The sequence below is a fragment of the Streptomyces sp. NPDC029164 genome (assembly GCF_055563995.1).
On record NZ_JBVHWW010000033.1, the window covers coordinates 87,754 to 103,115 of the forward strand.

Here is a 15,362-nt window from a genome sequence, read left to right on the forward strand (position 1 = left end):
CGAACTCGCCCTCTCATGTCCCGTGGAGTGGGGCGGGCGACGCGTCCGGCGCCGTACTCGGCCCGCGCGCCGACTACGGCCCGCCGGGCACCGCGGCACCCGGCTTCGGACCGGAGGCCGGGTTCAGCCCGGAGGCCGGTCCACCGGACGTGCCCGGAGGCGGCGTGCGCGTGAGCGTGCTCGCGGACGTCCCCGCCGGCCCCGGACCGGACCGGGCGGGCACGGCCCGGACCGCCGCGGACCTGCCCGAGCCGCCGGACGGCGCCCCGCCGGGGGTGTACGAGGCCGCCGCGCGGGCGACCCGGCACCTGCTGGAGCGCCAGGACCCCGAGGGCTGGTGGAAGGGCGACCTGGAGACCAACGTCACCATGGACGCCGAGGACCTGCTGCTGCGGCAGTTCCTCGGCATCCGGGACGAGGCCGTCACCCAGGCCGCCGCCCTCTTCATCCGCGGAGAGCAGCGGGAGGACGGCACCTGGGCCACCTTCCACGACGGCCCGCCCGAACTGTCCGCCACCATCGAGGCCTACGTCGCGCTGCGCCTCGCCGGGGACGCCCCGGACGCCCCGCACATGGCCCGCGCCTCGGCCTGGATCCGGGCCCACGGCGGGATCGCCGCCGCCCGCGTCTTCACCCGGATCTGGCTGGCCCTCTTCGGCTGGTGGAACTGGGACCACCTGCCCGAACTCCCGCCCGAGCTGGTGTTCCTGCCGTCCTGGGCGCCCCTGAACATCTACGACTTCGGCTGCTGGGCCCGCCAGACCATCGTCCCGCTCACCGTGGTCTCCGCGCTGCGCCCCGTCCGTCCGGCCCCGTTCGCCCTCGACGAGCTGCACGCCGACGCCCGGACGCCGAACCCCGCCAAGCGCCCCGCGCCGCTGACCACTTGGGAGGGTGCCTTCCAGCGGATGGACAAAGCCCTGCACGTCTACCGGCGGTTCGCCCCGCGCCGGCTGCGCAAGGCCGCGATGGCCACCGCCGGCCGCTGGATCGTCGAGCGCCAGGAGAACGACGGCTGCTGGGGCGGGATCCAGCCGCCCGCCGTGTACTCCGTCATCGCCCTGCACCTGCTCGGCTACGACCTCCGGCACCCGGTGATGCGCGCCGGACTGGAGTCCCTGGACCGCTTCGCGGTGTGGCGCGAGGACGGCGCTCGGATGATCGAGGCCTGCCAGTCCCCCGTATGGGACACCTGCCTGGCCGCGATCGCCCTCGCCGACGCGGGCCTGCACCCCGGCCACCCGGCGCTGGTCAAGGCCGCCGACTGGATGCTCGGCGAGGAGATCACCCGCAGTGGGGACTGGGCCGTGCGGCGGCCGGGGCTGGCCCCCGGCGGCTGGGCGTTCGAGTTCCACAACGACACCTACCCCGACATCGACGACACCGCCGAGGTCGTCCTCGCACTGCGCCGGATCCAGCACCCGGACCCGGCCCGCGTCGAGGCGGCCATCGCCCGCGGGGTGTCCTGGAACCTCGGCATGCAGTCGAAGGACGGCGGCTGGGGCGCCTTCGACGCCGACAACACCAGCCCCTTCCCGAACCGGCTGCCCTTCTGCGACTTCGGCGAGGTCATCGACCCGCCCTCGGCCGACGTCACCGCCCACGTGGTGGAGATGCTCGCCTTCGAGGGCCGCTCCGGCGACGCCCGGACCCGGCGCGGCATCGCCTGGCTGCTCGCCGAACAGGAGGCGAACGGCGCCTGGTTCGGCCGCTGGGGCACCAACTACGTCTACGGCACCGGTTCGGTGGTCCCGGCGCTCACCGCGGCCGGCATCTCCCCGGGGCATCCCGCCGTCCGCAGAGCCGTGCGCTGGCTGGAGACCGTACAGAACGAGGACGGCGGGTGGGGCGAGGACCAGCGCTCCTACAAGGACCTGTCCTGGGCCGGGAAGGGGGCGTCCACCGCCTCGCAGACCGCGTGGGCGCTGATGGCCCTGCTGTCGGCCGGCGAGCGGGACGGCAAGGCCGTCGAACGGGGCATCGGCTACCTGGTGGAGACGCAGCGGGAGGACGGCTCCTGGGACGAGCCGCACTTCACCGGCACCGGCTTCCCCTGGGACTTCTCCATCAACTACCACCTGTACCGGCAGGTGTTCCCGCTGACCGCGCTCGGCCGCTACCTGTACGGGGAACCGTTCGCCCCCGGCGGAGCCGTCTGATGTCCGCCGCACCACAGCGGAGCGGCGGGGACCGGGCCGGGAACCCCGACCCGCTGCTGGTCGCCTGCGCGCTGCGCATCGAGCAGGCGGCGCTGCGCAGCGCCGAACCCGGGGCGGCGGCCCGCGGCCCGGCCGGGAGCTACTCCCTGCTGCGCACCGGGATGGGCCCGCGCGCGGCCGAGCGGGCCGTCGCCCGGGCACTGGACGGCCCCGGGATGGACCGGGCCGCCGTCCTCGCCACCGGGTTCTGCGCCGGGCTGGTGCCCGGCATGCACCCCGGCGACCTGGTCGTCGCCGAGGAGACCCGGGGCCCGCAGGGGGCCGTCACCTGCACCGGCACCGCGCTGCTCGCCGAGGCACTGGCCCGGGCCGCACCGGGCCGGACCGTGCACACCGGCGCACTGACCGGATCCGACCACGTCGTCCGCGGCCAGGAGCGCGCGCGGCTGCGCGCCACCGGCGCCATCGCGGTCGACATGGAGTCCGCGGCCACCCTGTGGACCGCCATCCGTGGCGGCCCTTCCCCGGAAGGCGGCCGCCCGGTTGCGGCCGTCCGGGTGATCGTGGACGCTCCGGAGCATGAGCTCGTCCGTATCGGCACGGTTCGCGGGGGAATATCGGCCTTCCGCGTTCTGCGTGCCGTACTGCCCGCGTTTTACGAATGGCACCGTTCTTTGCTGCTCCCCAGGAGGTGAGCCAGATGGCCATGCCGCTGCGCCAGTCCATCAGGGTCGGGACCTATCTTCTCGAACAGAAGCTCCGCAAGCGTGAGAAGTTCCCGCTGATCGTCGAGCTGGAGCCGCTCTACGCCTGCAACCTGGCCTGTGAGGGGTGCGGAAAGATCCAGCACCCGGCCGGGGTGCTCAAGCAGCGCATGCCGGTCGCCCAGGCGGTCGGCGCCGTGCTGGAGTCCGGCGCCCCGATGGTGTCCATCGCGGGGGGCGAGCCCTTGATGCACCCGCAGATCCACGAGATCGTCCGGCAGTTGGTGGCGAGGCGGAAGTACGTATTCCTCTGCACCAACGCGATGCTCCTGCGCAAGAAGATCGAGAAGTTCACCCCTTCCCCCTATTTCGCCTTCGCCGTGCACATCGACGGCCTGCGCGAGCGCCACGACGAGTCCGTGGCCAAGGAAGGCGTCTTCGACGAGGCGGTCGCGGCCATCAAGGAGGCGAAGAGGCGCGGGTTCCGGGTGACCACCAACTCCACCTTCTTCAACACGGACACCCCGCAGACGATCATCGAGGTGCTCAACTACCTCAATGACGACCTCCAGGTCGACGAGATGATGATCTCCCCGGCCTACGCCTACGAAAAGGCCCCCGACCAGGAACACTTCCTCGGCGTCGAACAGACGAGGGAACTCTTCAGGAAGGCCTTCGCGGGCGGCAACCGGCGGCGCTGGCGGCTCAATCACTCGCCGCTCTTCCTGGACTTCCTGGAAGGGAAAACCGATTTCCCCTGCACGGCCTGGGCCATTCCCAATTACTCCCTCTTCGGCTGGCAGCGCCCCTGCTATCTGATGAGCGACGGCTACGTGCCGACGTACCGGGAGCTGATCAACGACACCGACTGGAGCAAGTACGGCCGCGGAAAGGACCCGCGCTGCGCGAACTGCATGGCGCACTGCGGCTACGAGCCCACCGCCGTCCTCGCCACCATGGGCTCCCTCAAGGAATCCCTGCGGGCGGCCCGGGAGACGATCGGCGGCAACCGGGGCACGTCGGCATGACCGCCCCGGCGGAGGAAGGGGCGGGTGCCCGGGGCAAGGGCTTCGACCTCGGCGCCCTGCTGGCCGCGCGCGCAGGGGAGCGGTACGAGCTGCACGCCCGCCACCTCAACCACCAACTGCCCCGGATGCTCCACACCATCGGCTTCGACAAGGTCTACGAGCGGGCCGAGGGCGCCCACTTCTGGGACGCCGAGGGGAACGACTACCTCGACATGCTGGCCGGCTTCGGGGTCATGGGCCTGGGCCGCCACCACCCGGTGGTCCGCCGGGCCCTGCACGACGTACTGGACGCGCAGCTCGCCGACCTCACCCGCTTCGACTGCCAGCCGCTGCCCGGGCTGCTGGCCGAGAAGCTGCTCTCGTACAGCCCGCACCTGGACCGGGTCTTCTTCGGCAACAGCGGCACGGAGGCGGTGGAGACGGCCCTGAAGTTCGCCCGGTACGCCACCGGGCGGCCCAGGGTCCTCTACTGCGACCACGCCTTCCACGGGCTGACCACCGGCTCCTTGTCGGTGAACGGAGAGGGCGGGTTCCGTGACGGCTTCGCCCCCCTCCTTCCCGATACGAAGATCGCCCTCGGAGACCTGGGCGCCCTGGAGCGGGAGCTCCGCAAGGGCGACGTCGCGGCCTTCGTCGTGGAGCCGATCCAGGGCAAGGGGGTTCTCGAGGCCCCGCCCGGGTTCCTGCTCGCCGCGCAGGAACTGCTGCACCGGCACAAGGCGCTGCTGATCGCGGACGAGGTGCAGACCGGCCTCGGACGGACCGGTGACTTCTACGCCTACCAGCACGAGCCGGGCGTGGAGCCGGACCTGGTGTGCGTCGCCAAGGCGCTGTCGGGCGGCTACGTGCCGGTCGGCGCCACCCTGGGCAAGGACTGGATCTTCAAGAAGGTCTACTCGTCCATGGACCGGGTGCTCGTGCACTCCGCGAGCTTCGGGTCCAACGCGCAGGCGATGGCGGCCGGGCTGGCGGTGCTGTCGGTCATGGAGGACGAGGAGCTCGTCGCGCACGCCCGGGCGACGGGGGACCTGCTGCGGGGGCGGCTCGCGGCGATGGTGGACGAGTACGAGCTGCTGCACGAGGTGCGCGGGCGCGGGCTGATGATCGGCATCGAGTTCGGCCGGCCGTCCTCGCTGGGGCTGCGCAGCCGGTGGACGATGCTGCAGGCGGCCCGCAAGGGGCTCTTCGCCCAGATGGTCGTGGTGCCGCTGCTCCAGAAGCACCGGATCCTCACCCAGGTCTCCGGGGACCACCTGGAGGTCATCAAGCTCATTCCGCCACTGGTCGTGGACGAGCGGGACGTCGACCGGTTCGTCGGTGCCTTCCGCGCGGTCATGGACGAGGCGCACGGCGGGTCCGGGCTGATGTGGGACTTCGGCAGGACGCTGGTGAAGCAGGCCGTCGCCCAGCGCTGACGGCCCGCTCCGGGCGGCCTATTCCAGCAGTCGCTCACGCAGTCGGCCGAGGGTCTCGGGCTTCAGCCCGAGGCCCTCCGCCAGGTAGGGGTCCACCCCGCCCCAGGTCTCGTCGATGGTCTCGAAGGCGGCGACCAGGTACTCGGCGCGGGCGTCGAAGAGCGGTGCCAGCAGCTCCATCACCTCGGGGGAGCGGGCCTCGTCGGACGCGCTGCTGCGGCGCACCCGGTAACGGCGGTGCGGGGCGTTCGACTCCAGGTAGTCCGCCACGATCGCCTCGCGCCCGACGCCCAGCGCGAGCAGGGTGACGGCGATCGACAGGCCGGCCCGGTCCTTGCCGGCCGCGCAGTGCAGGAGGGCCGGGACGCTGTCCTCGGCGAGCGCGTGCACGACCCGGCTGTGCTCGGCGGTGCGCTGCTCGATGATCCTGCGGTACGAGTGCGTCATCCGGGCCGCGGCCTTGCCGTCGCCCAGGATCGTGCGCAGCTGGGCGAGGTCGCCCTCGCGCACCAGCCGCCAGAACTCCCGGCCGTCGGCCGGATCGGAGAGCGGGATGTTCACGTTCCGTACCCCGGGCAGTTCCACGTCCGGCCCCTCCAGCGCGTGGTCGGCGCCGTTGCGGAAGTCGAAGACGGTGTGGAGGCCGAGCGAGGCGAGGAACTCTGCATCGGTTTCGGTGGCATGCGCGAGATGTCCGCTTCGGAACAGTCGTCCCGCCTTGACCCTTCGGCCATCAGAAGTCGGCAATCCGCCCACATCACGGAAATTGCGCACTCCGGTCAGCTCCGGCTCCTGTATCTGCTGGGTCACGGGAACTCCTCCGCTTCATGGTGAGACTTCTGTCCGAATTGAGCTGTTTGGCGCCAACTTGCCATATCCGGAGGCGAGATCGGGCACGTCCCCGTGAGCCAGATCATACGGTGACCGTGAGTGCCTGATCGCGAATGCCGAATGGCCCCGTCAGAGCGGTTGTTGACGGCGGGTAATGGACGCAGGGTGACCAGAATTCCGCCGATTCCTCAATCCTGTGATTCCGTCAGGAAATTCGCGGCTTGTTCCCCGCCGTCGCAAGGGTTTACCTTCGCGATCGATCCGGGTGGATCGCCGAATCCTGCCGCCGCCCGGAAACCGCACCCGACTATTCGCGCGGCAGGAGCGGGGGAACCAGGTAAGCCGCTGTCCCGGAGATCTTTTCGGAGATCTTTTCGCCGGGACGGCTCGGGGTGAAGACGTACATGTCCCGTACATGTACGGCCGGACATCTCCAGTCCGAACCCGACAGCTCACCTCGCAGGCGCCGGAGAGGAAGTTCGCCATGCCTGCAAAGGGCAAGCACCGCCGTCCCAAGTCCCTGTCGATATCGCGCGGTTTCGCCGTCGCAGGCACCGGTGGCGCGGCCCTCGCGCTGCCGCTGATGGGCGCCGCGGGCGCCCAGGCGGCCGGCGCCCCGGCCGCGGCGACCGCGGTGGCCCCCGCCGTGGCCCCGCAGGTCCCCGCCGCGCTGCAGGCCGCGCCCGTCGCCGCCGTGCAGGCCGCCCCGAGCGTCTACACGGTCGTGCCGGGCGACTACCTCTCCAAGATCGCCGCCGAGCGCCACCTCTCCGGCGGCTGGGAGCAGCTGTACGCCGACAACCGCGAGGCGGTCGGGGCCAACCCGTCGCTGATCCACCCCGGCCTGAAGCTGCACCTCGGCGGCGTGGGCGAGGCGGACCCGGTGGACGCCGCCCCCGCCCCCGCCCCCGAGGCCGCCCCCGAGGCGGCGCCGAAGGCGGCACCGAAGGCGGCACCGAAGCCGGCCGCGAAGGCCGCCCCCGCGCAGCAGGACTCCGAGGCCGGGGCGCCCGCCGCGCAGAAGTCGGCCTCCGGCTTCGTCTCCCCGCTCGGCAACACCGGCGTCTCCACCCAGTACAAGGTCGCGGGCAGCATGTGGTCCTCCGGCTACCACACCGGCGTGGACTTCATCGCGAGCTCCGGCACCACCGTCAGGGCCGTCGGCGCGGGCACCGTGGTGTCCGCCGGCTGGAGCGGCTCGTACGGCAACGAGGTCGTCATCCGGCACGCGGACGGCAAGTACTCCCAGTACGCCCACCTGTCCCAGCTGTCCGTCTCCTCCGGCCAGAGCGTCACCGCCGGGCAGACCCTCGGCCTCTCCGGCTCCACGGGCAACTCCACGGGCCCGCACCTCCACTTCGAGATCCGTACGGGCTCCTCGTACGGCTCCGACATCGACCCGCTGGCCTACCTCCGCTCGAAGGGCGTGAGCATCTGACGGCACCCGCCGTCGGAGCGGGAACACACATGAGGCCGGGACCCGAGGGGGGTCCCGGCCTCACGTGTACTTATTCCTTATCCCCCACGTGGTACAGATCACGGTCCGTCAACCCCTCATTACGTTGGCGTAGGTTGGTTACGGGAGTGAAGGATGGGTTCTCGTGGCAGCGACGACGACGAAACTCAAGACCATCGGCTCGTACGCGGCGATCGGGGACAGCTTCACCGAAGGCGTGGGGGACCCGGGACCCGGGGATTCGCATCTCGGCTGGGCGGACCGGCTCGCCGTACTCCTGGCCGATCAGCGCGACGAGCACGACTTCCGTTATGCGAATCTGGCGGTGCGCGGAAAGCTCCTCGACCAGATCGTGGCCGACCAGCTTCCCAGGGCCAAGGCCCTGGCACCCGACCTGGTCAGCTTCTGCGCGGGCGGCAACGACATCATCCGGCCCGGCAGCGACCCGGACGACGTGGCGGAGCGGTTCGAGGCGGCCGTGGCCGACCTCGCCGGCGCGGTCGGCCAGGTCATGATCACGACAGGCTTCGACACCCGGGGCGTACCGGTCCTCAAGCACCTCCGGGGGAAGGTGGCGACGTACAGCGCGCACGTGCGCGCCATCGCCGACCGCTACGACTGCCCGGTGCTCGACCTCTGGTCGCTGAAGTCCGTACAGGACCGGCGGGCGTGGGACACGGACCGGCTGCACCTCTCGCCCGAGGGGCACACGCGGGTCGCGCTGCGCGCGGCGCAGGTGCTCGGGCTGGACGTGCCGACCGACCCCGACCAGCCGTGGCCGCCGCAGCGGCCGCGCGGCTCCGTGGACGTGACCCGCGACAACATCCAGTGGGCGCGCGACCACCTCGTGCCGTGGATCGGCCGGCGGCTGCGCGGGGAGTCCTCGGGGGACCACGTGGAGGCGAAGCGGCCCGACCTGCTGCCGCTGTAGCCGTGCGCACCCGGGCGCGGACGGGGACGGGGCAGGGCCGGTGGGGCGCGGCCCCGGACGGGGGCGGTAAGCGGAATCCTTCGGGGCCGGTGTGCGTTGGGATGGTCGTAGAGAGACGACCACCCCTTACTCCATCCTCCCTGGAGGCGCTTTGACCGGCTCCCGTCCCCTGCGTCCCCGGCTGCGTGCCCTGCGGCCCGAAGCCTTCGGCGCGGACCCGTCCGGTGCCCGGCTGGAGCGCATCCGCCGCTCGCCGAACTTCGCCGACGGCGTCTTCCAGAACCCGGTGGGTGCCCGGAACAGACCCTCGGGCTCGATGGCGGAGTTCGCCAAGATCTACTTCCACCGGGAGCAGCGGGTGCGGCGCGGTCCCGCCGCGCCGATTCCCGTGTACCCGACCACCCTCGCGGAACTGGCGAAGCCGCCGGCGAGCGGTCTGCGGCTGACGTGGATGGGCCACTCCAGCGTGCTCGCGGAGATCGACGGCCGCCGGGTGCTGTTCGACCCGGTGTGGGGCGAGCGCTGCTCCCCCTTCCCCTTCGCCGGCCCCAAGCGGCTGCACCCGGTGCCGGTCCCGCTGGCCTCGCTGGGCGACGTCGACGTCGTGGTCATCTCCCACGACCACTACGACCACCTCGACCTGCCCACCATCAAGGCCCTGGCCGGCACGGACACGGTCTTCGCCGTCCCGCTCGGCGTCGGCGCGCACCTGGAGCGCTGGGGCGTACCGGCCGACCGGCTGCGCGAGCTGGACTGGAACGAGACCACCAAGATCGCCGGGCTCTCCCTGACGGCCACCCCCGCCCGGCACTTCTGCGGCCGCGGTCTGCGCAATCAGCAGCACACCCTGTGGGCCTCCTGGGTCGTCGCGGGCGACGAGCACCGGATCTACCACAGCGGGGACACCGGCTACTTCCCCGGCTTCAAGGAGATCGGCGCCGCGCACGGGCGCTTCGACGCCACGATGATCCAGATCGGGGCGTACTCGGAGTACTGGCCCGACATCCACATGACCCCCGAGGAGGGCATGCGGGCCCACCTCGACCTCCAGGGCGGCGCCCCGCACGGCACGATGCTGCCGATCCACTGGGGCACCTTCAACCTGGCCCTGCACCCGTGGGACGAGCCGGGCGAGGGCACACTGGCCGCGGCCGAGGGGGCCGGCGCGGCCATCGCGCTGCCGATCCCGGGCCAGCCGTTCGAGCCGGGCGCCGACGGGGCTCCGGCGCAGCCCTGGTGGCGGCCGTTCGTCGCGGGCGGCGCGGCCACCGCCCCGGCCGCGGCCCCGGGCCCGGTCACCGCGGAGGAGCGGCCGCGGGCCGTGACCCGCGAGGAACCCGAGGCCGTCGGGTCCTGACGTCACCGCCGCCCGTGCTCGCCTCGCCCCGGCGCAGGCGGCCGGGCGGCGCATTCGGGCGGTTGTGCGAGCGCTCCACCGGGAGCGGGAAGCACCCCCTCGAAGTTCCCCAACTGGCGTTCCAGGGCGGGACGGCGGGGTCTAGCGTGGGTATCCGGTGATCAACACCGGGCCCCGGAACTCTGGGGGCCGGGCCCCACGTACCGAACGTACCGAGGACGCCGATGTCCGGACTCCGCGCCGCCCGCCACGCCCCGTCGAGACACGCCGTCACCGGTCCAGCCCGGCAGATACGTCCCCAGCTGGTGCGCGCCGCCGTCCTGCCCACGCTCGCCGCCGGGCTCAGCGGCGCCGCCGCGGTGATCTTCACCCTCCAGCTCGGCGGGGGCGCGGGCGACCGCGACACCCGGCTCTGGCCGGTGCTCACGGGCTGCGCCCTGCTCGTGGTCGGGGCCCTCGCGGCGGCCCTGCTCGGGGCCCAGCGCGGGGCCAAGGCCGTACGGGACCGGTGCGAGGCGCTGCGCCGCTCCAGCGTGCGCGGCCGCCAGGAGCTGCGTACCGCCGCCGACCTGCTGGAACGGGGCGAGACCCCGCCCCGCCCGGTGCGGGGCGGGCCGATCGGCCCGCTCGTCGGGGGCGACCCGGCCGGCGTGGACGAGTTCTGGCTGCTCTCCCAGGAGCTGCGCGGCGCCCGGGAACAGGCGCACGCGACCCTCGTACGGCTGGCCGGCCCGGCCACCCCGTCCGACAGCGAGCGCAAGGTCGAGGTGTTCGTCAACCTCGCGCGCCGCCTGCAATCCCTCGTGCACCGGGAGATCGCGCTCCTCGACGACCTCGAAGACACGGTCGAGGACCCGGACCTGCTCAAGGAGCTCTTCCACGTCGACCACCTCGCCACCCGGATCCGCCGGCACGCCGAGAACCTCGCCGTGCTGGGCGGGGCCGCCTCCCGCCGCCAGTGGACCCGGCCGATCGACCTGAGCGAGGTGCTCCGCTCCTCGGTCGCGGAGGTCGAGCAGTACACGCGGGTCAAGGTCGTGCCCCCGGCCGGCGGCAGCGTCCGCGGGCACGCCGTCGCGGACGTGGTGCACCTGCTGGCCGAACTGGTCGAGAACGCCACGGTGTTCTCCGCCCCCGACACCGATGTCGTGCTGCGCGCCGAGCGGGTCACCGCGGGGATCGCGGTCGAGGTGGAGGACCGGGGGCTGGGCATGCCGGTGGAGGAACAGCACCGGATGAACGCCCTGCTCGGGGACCCCGACCAGATCAGCGTCCGGCACCTCCTCGCGGACGGGCGGATCGGGCTGTTCGTCGTCTCGGCGCTGGCCCGGCGGCACGGGATCGCCGTCGAGCTCAAGTCGAACATCTACGGCGGCGTGCTGGCCGTGCTGGTGCTGCCGCAGGAGCTGCTGGGTGCGGAGGCGCCGAGCGCCGCCGACGCGACGGGTGGCTCCCGGCCCACCTCGTGGGTCGCGGGCGGGCCCCCGTCGGCCCCCGCCCCCCACCTGGAACCGGTCCCCGCACCGCTGCCCTGGCCCGCGCCCGCGCCCGCGCCCGCGCCCGCGCCTCCGCAACGAGGCCCGGCCGTTCCCGCACCGCGATCGGGTCCACTGGCTCCCGGCACCCCGGCCGTCCCGACTCCACGCGACGCCGAGCCCGACGCGCCCGGTGCCTCGACCGAGCCCGCTGCGGCGGCCGAGCCCTGGTCCGGGCCCGCGCCGCTTCCCGCTCCGGGCACGGGGGCCCCGGCCGTGGCCGTGACCGGCCCGGTGGCCGAGCCTTCGCCGGAGGACGGTTCCTGGCCCCGGCCCGTGCCTGAGGGCGGGCACTCAGCGTGGTCCGGGGCCCCGGCGGGCTCCGCCGAGGAATGGGCCGCGGCGCTGCCCGCTCCGGCAGCGGACGATCAGCGTGCGGCCGTGACCGGCCCGGCGGCCGAACCTTGGCCCGAGGCCGTGCCGGCGCCGGAGGCCGTGCCGGCGCCGGAGGCCGGCGACTGGCCTGTGCCCGAGGATCAGCCCGCGGGCCGGCCTGTGGCTGTTGTGGGCTCGGCCGGTGACGGGGCGGGGGACCCGCCTTCGGCCACGGCCGTCACCGGCCCGGTGGCCGAGGTCTGGGCCGGGACCCCGGCCGTGCCCGCGCCTGGCGAAGGAGCCGCTCCGGGCGCTGCGGCCTCGGCTCCGGCCGAGCCGTGGGCCGAGCCCTGGTCCGGGTCTGCCTCGGCGTGGCCGGCGGACGCCGCACGAGGAGGGTCCCCGGCTCATGCCGAGCCCGCGAGCGGCTCGGTGGCCGAGCCCTGGGCGGACGCCGCGGCGACGGCCGTGCCCGCGCCGGGCGCGGAGGACCAGGCCTCGGCCGGGCCCGCGGTGACTGCCGTGCCTGGGCCGCTCCCCGCACCCGGTGCCGGGGATCCGGCGGCCGTGACCGGCTCGGAGGGCGGGCTCCGGCCCGGGCCGGAGCCCTGGGGCGGAGCCGGTCCGGCGGATGTGGCTTCGGCTTCGGCTTCGGTTTCGGCTTCGGCCGAGCCCTGGGCCCGGGACGTGTCCGGGGCCGAGGGGATGGTCGTACCCGCGCCGCTGCCCGCTCCCGCGGCGGGGGATCCGGCTTCGGACGGGGACGAGGCGTGGGCTGGCGCGAGGGCGTGGGGTGGGCCGCGCGGCGGAGAGGCGGCCGGGTTGCTGCCCCTGCAGCGCGGCGGCGAACCCGAGCCCGAGGGTGAGGAGGAGCGGCCCGCGTTGCCCCGGCGGCGGGCACAGCAGCACCTGGCGCCGCAGCTGCGCGAGGCCCCCGTACCGCGGCCGCCCGCGGACGCCGAGCCGCCGCTGCACGATCCGGGCCTGATGGCCGCCTTCCAACGGGGCTTCGGCCTCGCCCAGTCGGAGAACCAGCTATGACCCCGACACCTCACCTCAGCAAGGAGCACACCCCCATGGGCGGCGAACTGGCGACGAAGACCGGCACCCGGCTCTCGGACCTCGACTGGCTGCTCAGCGGCCTGGTGCAGCGCGTGCCGTACACGCGCAGCGCCGTACTCCTCACCGCCGACGGCCTCGTCACCTGCGTACACGGCCTGGACGCCGACAGCGCCGACCACCTGGCCGCCCTCGCCTCCGGGCTGTACTCGCTGGGCCGCAGCGCCGGCTCCCGGTTCGGCGACGGCTCGGAGGTACGGCAGGTCGTCGTCGAGCTCGACACCGCGCTCGTCTTCGTCTCCGCCGCCGGATCCGGGACCTGTCTGGCCGTCCTCGCCGACCGCCACGCCGATGCCGGGGTACTCGGCTACGAGATGGCGATGCTGGTCAAGAGCGTCCGTCCGTACCTGGCGGCCCCGCCGCGGCGGCCCACCGCCGACCCGGGGCGATGAGGGCCCGCGCGACGGGGGCGGCGTACGCGAAGGGGCGGGACACACCGTGGCTCGACGACTCGGCGGGCCGGGTGATGCGCCCGTACACCGCCAGCGGCGGACGGACCCGGCCCGGCGTGGCGCTCGACCTGCTCTCGCTGGTGACCGCGACCGGCGTACGCCCGCGCATTCCGCTCGGGGCCGAGCACACCCTCGTGCTGCGCCTCTGCGCCGGCGCGGCCGCGGTCACCGTCGCCGAGCTGGCCGGGCAGCTGCGGCTGCCGGCCGCCGTGGTGAAGGTGCTGCTGTCCGACCTGATGGAAAACGGCGCCGTCATGGCGCAGGCGCCGCGGTTCCCCGGCATCGGCGGCGACGGGTTCGCCGCCACCGACCAGTCACTCCTGAGGGCGGTGCTCGATGGCCTGCGAAAACGCCTGTGAAGCCCCCGCTGCCGCCCCCGCGACCCTGAAAATCCTGGTCGCGGGGGGTTTCGGCGCGGGCAAGACCACCTTCGTGGGCGCGGTCAGCGAGATCGAGCCGCTGAGCACCGAGGAACTGCTCAGCGACCTCAGCTCGGCCGCCGACCCGACGCACGGCGTCGAGGCGAAGACCACCACGACCGTCGCCCTGGACTTCGGCCGGATCACCCTCGACGAGCGCCACGTGCTCTACCTCTTCGGCACGCCGGGCCAGCACCGCTTCTGGTTCCTGTGGGAGGAGCTGTGCGCGGGCGCGCTGGGGGCGGTGGTGCTCGCCGACACGCGCCGCCTCGCGGACTGCTTCCCCGCCGTGGACTTCTTCGAGCGGCGCGGGATCGGCTTCATCGTGGCCGTCAACGAGTTCGACGACGGCCACCGCTACGCGCCCGAGGAGGTCCGCGAAGCGGTGGGGCTCGGGCCCGAGGTGCCCGTCGTACGGTGCGACGCCCGCCTGACCAGTTCGGGGACGGGCGCACTGGCCGCCCTGGTCCGCCACCTCCTCTGCATGTCCACGGCCACAGCCACAGCCACGGCCACAGCGAGAGTCAGCTCTTCGTCTTCGGAGTCGGGGGAACCGCCATGACGTACTACGAATCGACCGGACACCTGCTGCTCACGCCGGTGGACCGGGAGGCACCCGCGCGCGCCGTCCGGCTGCGCGAGCTGGGGCTGGGGGAGCGGACGGACGCCGAACTGGACGCCTTCGCGCGGCGGGTCGCCGACGTGCTCGAAGCCCCGCACTCCGGGGTCAACTTCATCGGCGAGGAACGGCAGTTCTTCGCCGGGCTGCACCACGCGCCCGAGTCCCCGGCCGGCAAGTACCCGGCGCGGGTCCTGGCCCGCGACCACGGCTACTGCCCGTACGTGGTGGTCAGGCGGCGGGCGCTGGTGCTGGAGGACGTACGGGACTTCGCGCGCTTCGCGGGCAACGCGGTCGTGGACGAGAGCGGGGTGCGCTCGTACGTGGGCGCGCCCCTCACGGACCGTCGCGGGATCGTCCTGGGCACGGTGTGTGCGGTGGACGTGGTGCCGCGGCGGTGGGGGACGGCGGGGCTGGCCACCGTCAAGGCGCTGGCCGCGGAGCTGGTGGCCCTGGTGCACGCACGGGAGGACCGGGCGCAGGCCCGCGCGGCGGACCGGCGGGGGTGAGCCCGATTGCCGGTGGCGGGGGCTACGGTCGTCGGACGAGGGTTCACCGGTGGCTGGAGAGGAGTCTCGGGGATGGCCACGACCGCGCAGGACGTCCGCCTGATCGCGCTGTCGCTCCCGGACAGCAGCGAGAAGCCCGCCTGGGGCATGCCGACCTTCCGGGTGGGCGGGAAGATCTTCGTCGCGCTGGCCGACGACGACACCTCCATCGGGGTGAAGTGCCCCAAGGAGGACCGGGCCGAGCTGATCGCGGCGGAGCCGGAGAAGTTCTTCATGCGCCCGGGCCACGACGACAACTACGCCTGGATCCGAGTCCGCCTGAAGGCCGTGGCGGACGCGACCGAGCTGCGCTCCATCCTGACCGACTCCTGGCTCCAGGCGGCCCCGAAACGGCTGATCGCAGCCCATCCGGAGCTCACCGGCGCGGGGGGGGGGGGGGGGGGGGGGGGGGGGGGGGGGGGGGGGGGGGGGGGGGGGGGGGGGGGGGGGGGGGGGGGGGGGGGGGGGGGGGGG

The 15,362-nt window shown here is 73.6% G+C and carries 14 protein-coding genes and 1 riboswitch; of the genes, 13 read left to right on the forward strand and 1 reads right to left on the reverse strand.

Features of this window, described 5'->3' with window-relative positions; genetic code table 11:
* Positions 1–242: 242 nt before the first annotated feature.
* Genes shc through ACZ4VT_RS28520 form a run of 4 tightly spaced genes read left to right on the forward strand, consistent with a single transcriptional unit; the run spans position 243 to position 5,306 of the window.
* Complete coding sequence (shc, locus tag ACZ4VT_RS28505; RefSeq protein ID WP_467953886.1) at positions 243–2,159, forward strand: squalene--hopene cyclase; 1,917 nt, start codon at positions 243–245, stop codon at positions 2,157–2,159.
* On the forward strand, positions 2,159–2,854 hold the full coding sequence (locus ACZ4VT_RS28510; protein WP_467953862.1) for a phosphorylase family protein: 696 nt from the start codon (positions 2,159–2,161) through the stop codon (positions 2,852–2,854). The genes shc and ACZ4VT_RS28510 overlap by 1 nt, the downstream gene beginning before the upstream one ends.
* Positions 2,855–2,859: 5 nt before the next feature.
* A complete protein-coding gene (gene hpnH, locus ACZ4VT_RS28515) occupies positions 2,860–3,891 on the forward strand; it encodes an adenosyl-hopene transferase HpnH (protein WP_467953863.1) in 1,032 nt (343 codons plus the stop codon).
* Positions 3,888–5,306: an aspartate aminotransferase family protein gene (locus tag ACZ4VT_RS28520; RefSeq protein ID WP_467953865.1), complete on the forward strand. Its 1,419-nt coding sequence runs from the start codon at positions 3,888–3,890 to the stop codon at positions 5,304–5,306. Before hpnH ends, ACZ4VT_RS28520 begins: the two co-directional genes overlap by 4 nt.
* Positions 5,307–5,324: 18 nt before the next feature.
* Here the strand turns inward: ACZ4VT_RS28520 and ACZ4VT_RS28525 are convergent, their stop codons facing one another.
* Positions 5,325–6,116, reverse strand: coding sequence for a tyrosine-protein phosphatase (locus ACZ4VT_RS28525; protein WP_467953867.1), 792 nt, complete (start codon positions 6,114–6,116; stop codon positions 5,325–5,327).
* A 315-nt stretch (positions 6,117–6,431) separates the two neighbouring features.
* Positions 6,432–6,618: riboswitch (cyclic di-AMP (ydaO/yuaA leader) on the forward strand.
* A gap of 3 nt (positions 6,619–6,621) precedes the next feature.
* On the opposite strand from ACZ4VT_RS28525, the gene ACZ4VT_RS28530 reads away from it, so the two are divergent.
* The 9 genes from ACZ4VT_RS28530 to ACZ4VT_RS28570 all read left to right on the forward strand — a co-directional run.
* On the forward strand, positions 6,622–7,575 hold the full coding sequence (locus ACZ4VT_RS28530) for a LysM peptidoglycan-binding domain-containing M23 family metallopeptidase (RefSeq protein ID WP_467953869.1): 954 nt from the start codon (positions 6,622–6,624) through the stop codon (positions 7,573–7,575).
* A 163-nt stretch (positions 7,576–7,738) separates the two neighbouring features.
* Positions 7,739–8,524, forward strand: a complete 786-nt coding sequence (locus ACZ4VT_RS28535) for an SGNH/GDSL hydrolase family protein (protein ID WP_030712829.1) — start codon at positions 7,739–7,741, stop codon at positions 8,522–8,524.
* Positions 8,525–8,675: 151 nt separating this feature from the next.
* Positions 8,676–9,881: an MBL fold metallo-hydrolase gene (locus ACZ4VT_RS28540; protein WP_467953871.1), complete on the forward strand. Its 1,206-nt coding sequence runs from the start codon at positions 8,676–8,678 to the stop codon at positions 9,879–9,881.
* 224 nt (positions 9,882–10,105) lie between these two features.
* Positions 10,106–12,772 carry an ATP-binding protein gene (locus ACZ4VT_RS28545; RefSeq protein WP_467953873.1) on the forward strand — a complete coding sequence of 889 codons (2,667 nt, stop codon included), beginning with the start codon at positions 10,106–10,108 and terminating at the stop codon, positions 12,770–12,772.
* A 35-nt stretch (positions 12,773–12,807) separates the two neighbouring features.
* Positions 12,808–13,242, forward strand: a complete 435-nt coding sequence (locus tag ACZ4VT_RS28550; protein WP_467953888.1) for a roadblock/LC7 domain-containing protein — start codon at positions 12,808–12,810, stop codon at positions 13,240–13,242.
* Positions 13,239–13,661: a DUF742 domain-containing protein gene (locus ACZ4VT_RS28555; RefSeq protein WP_467953874.1), complete on the forward strand. Its 423-nt coding sequence runs from the start codon at positions 13,239–13,241 to the stop codon at positions 13,659–13,661. Before ACZ4VT_RS28550 ends, ACZ4VT_RS28555 begins: the two co-directional genes overlap by 4 nt.
* Complete coding sequence (locus tag ACZ4VT_RS28560) at positions 13,639–14,283, forward strand: GTP-binding protein (RefSeq protein WP_467953876.1); 645 nt, start codon at positions 13,639–13,641, stop codon at positions 14,281–14,283. The genes ACZ4VT_RS28555 and ACZ4VT_RS28560 overlap by 23 nt, the downstream gene beginning before the upstream one ends.
* A complete protein-coding gene (locus ACZ4VT_RS28565; RefSeq protein WP_467953878.1) occupies positions 14,280–14,849 on the forward strand; it encodes a GAF domain-containing protein in 570 nt (189 codons plus the stop codon). Before ACZ4VT_RS28560 ends, ACZ4VT_RS28565 begins: the two co-directional genes overlap by 4 nt.
* Before the next feature lie 72 nt (positions 14,850–14,921).
* The coding region (locus tag ACZ4VT_RS28570) for an MmcQ/YjbR family DNA-binding protein (protein WP_467953880.1) at positions 14,922–15,362 on the forward strand (441 nt) is incomplete at its 3' end.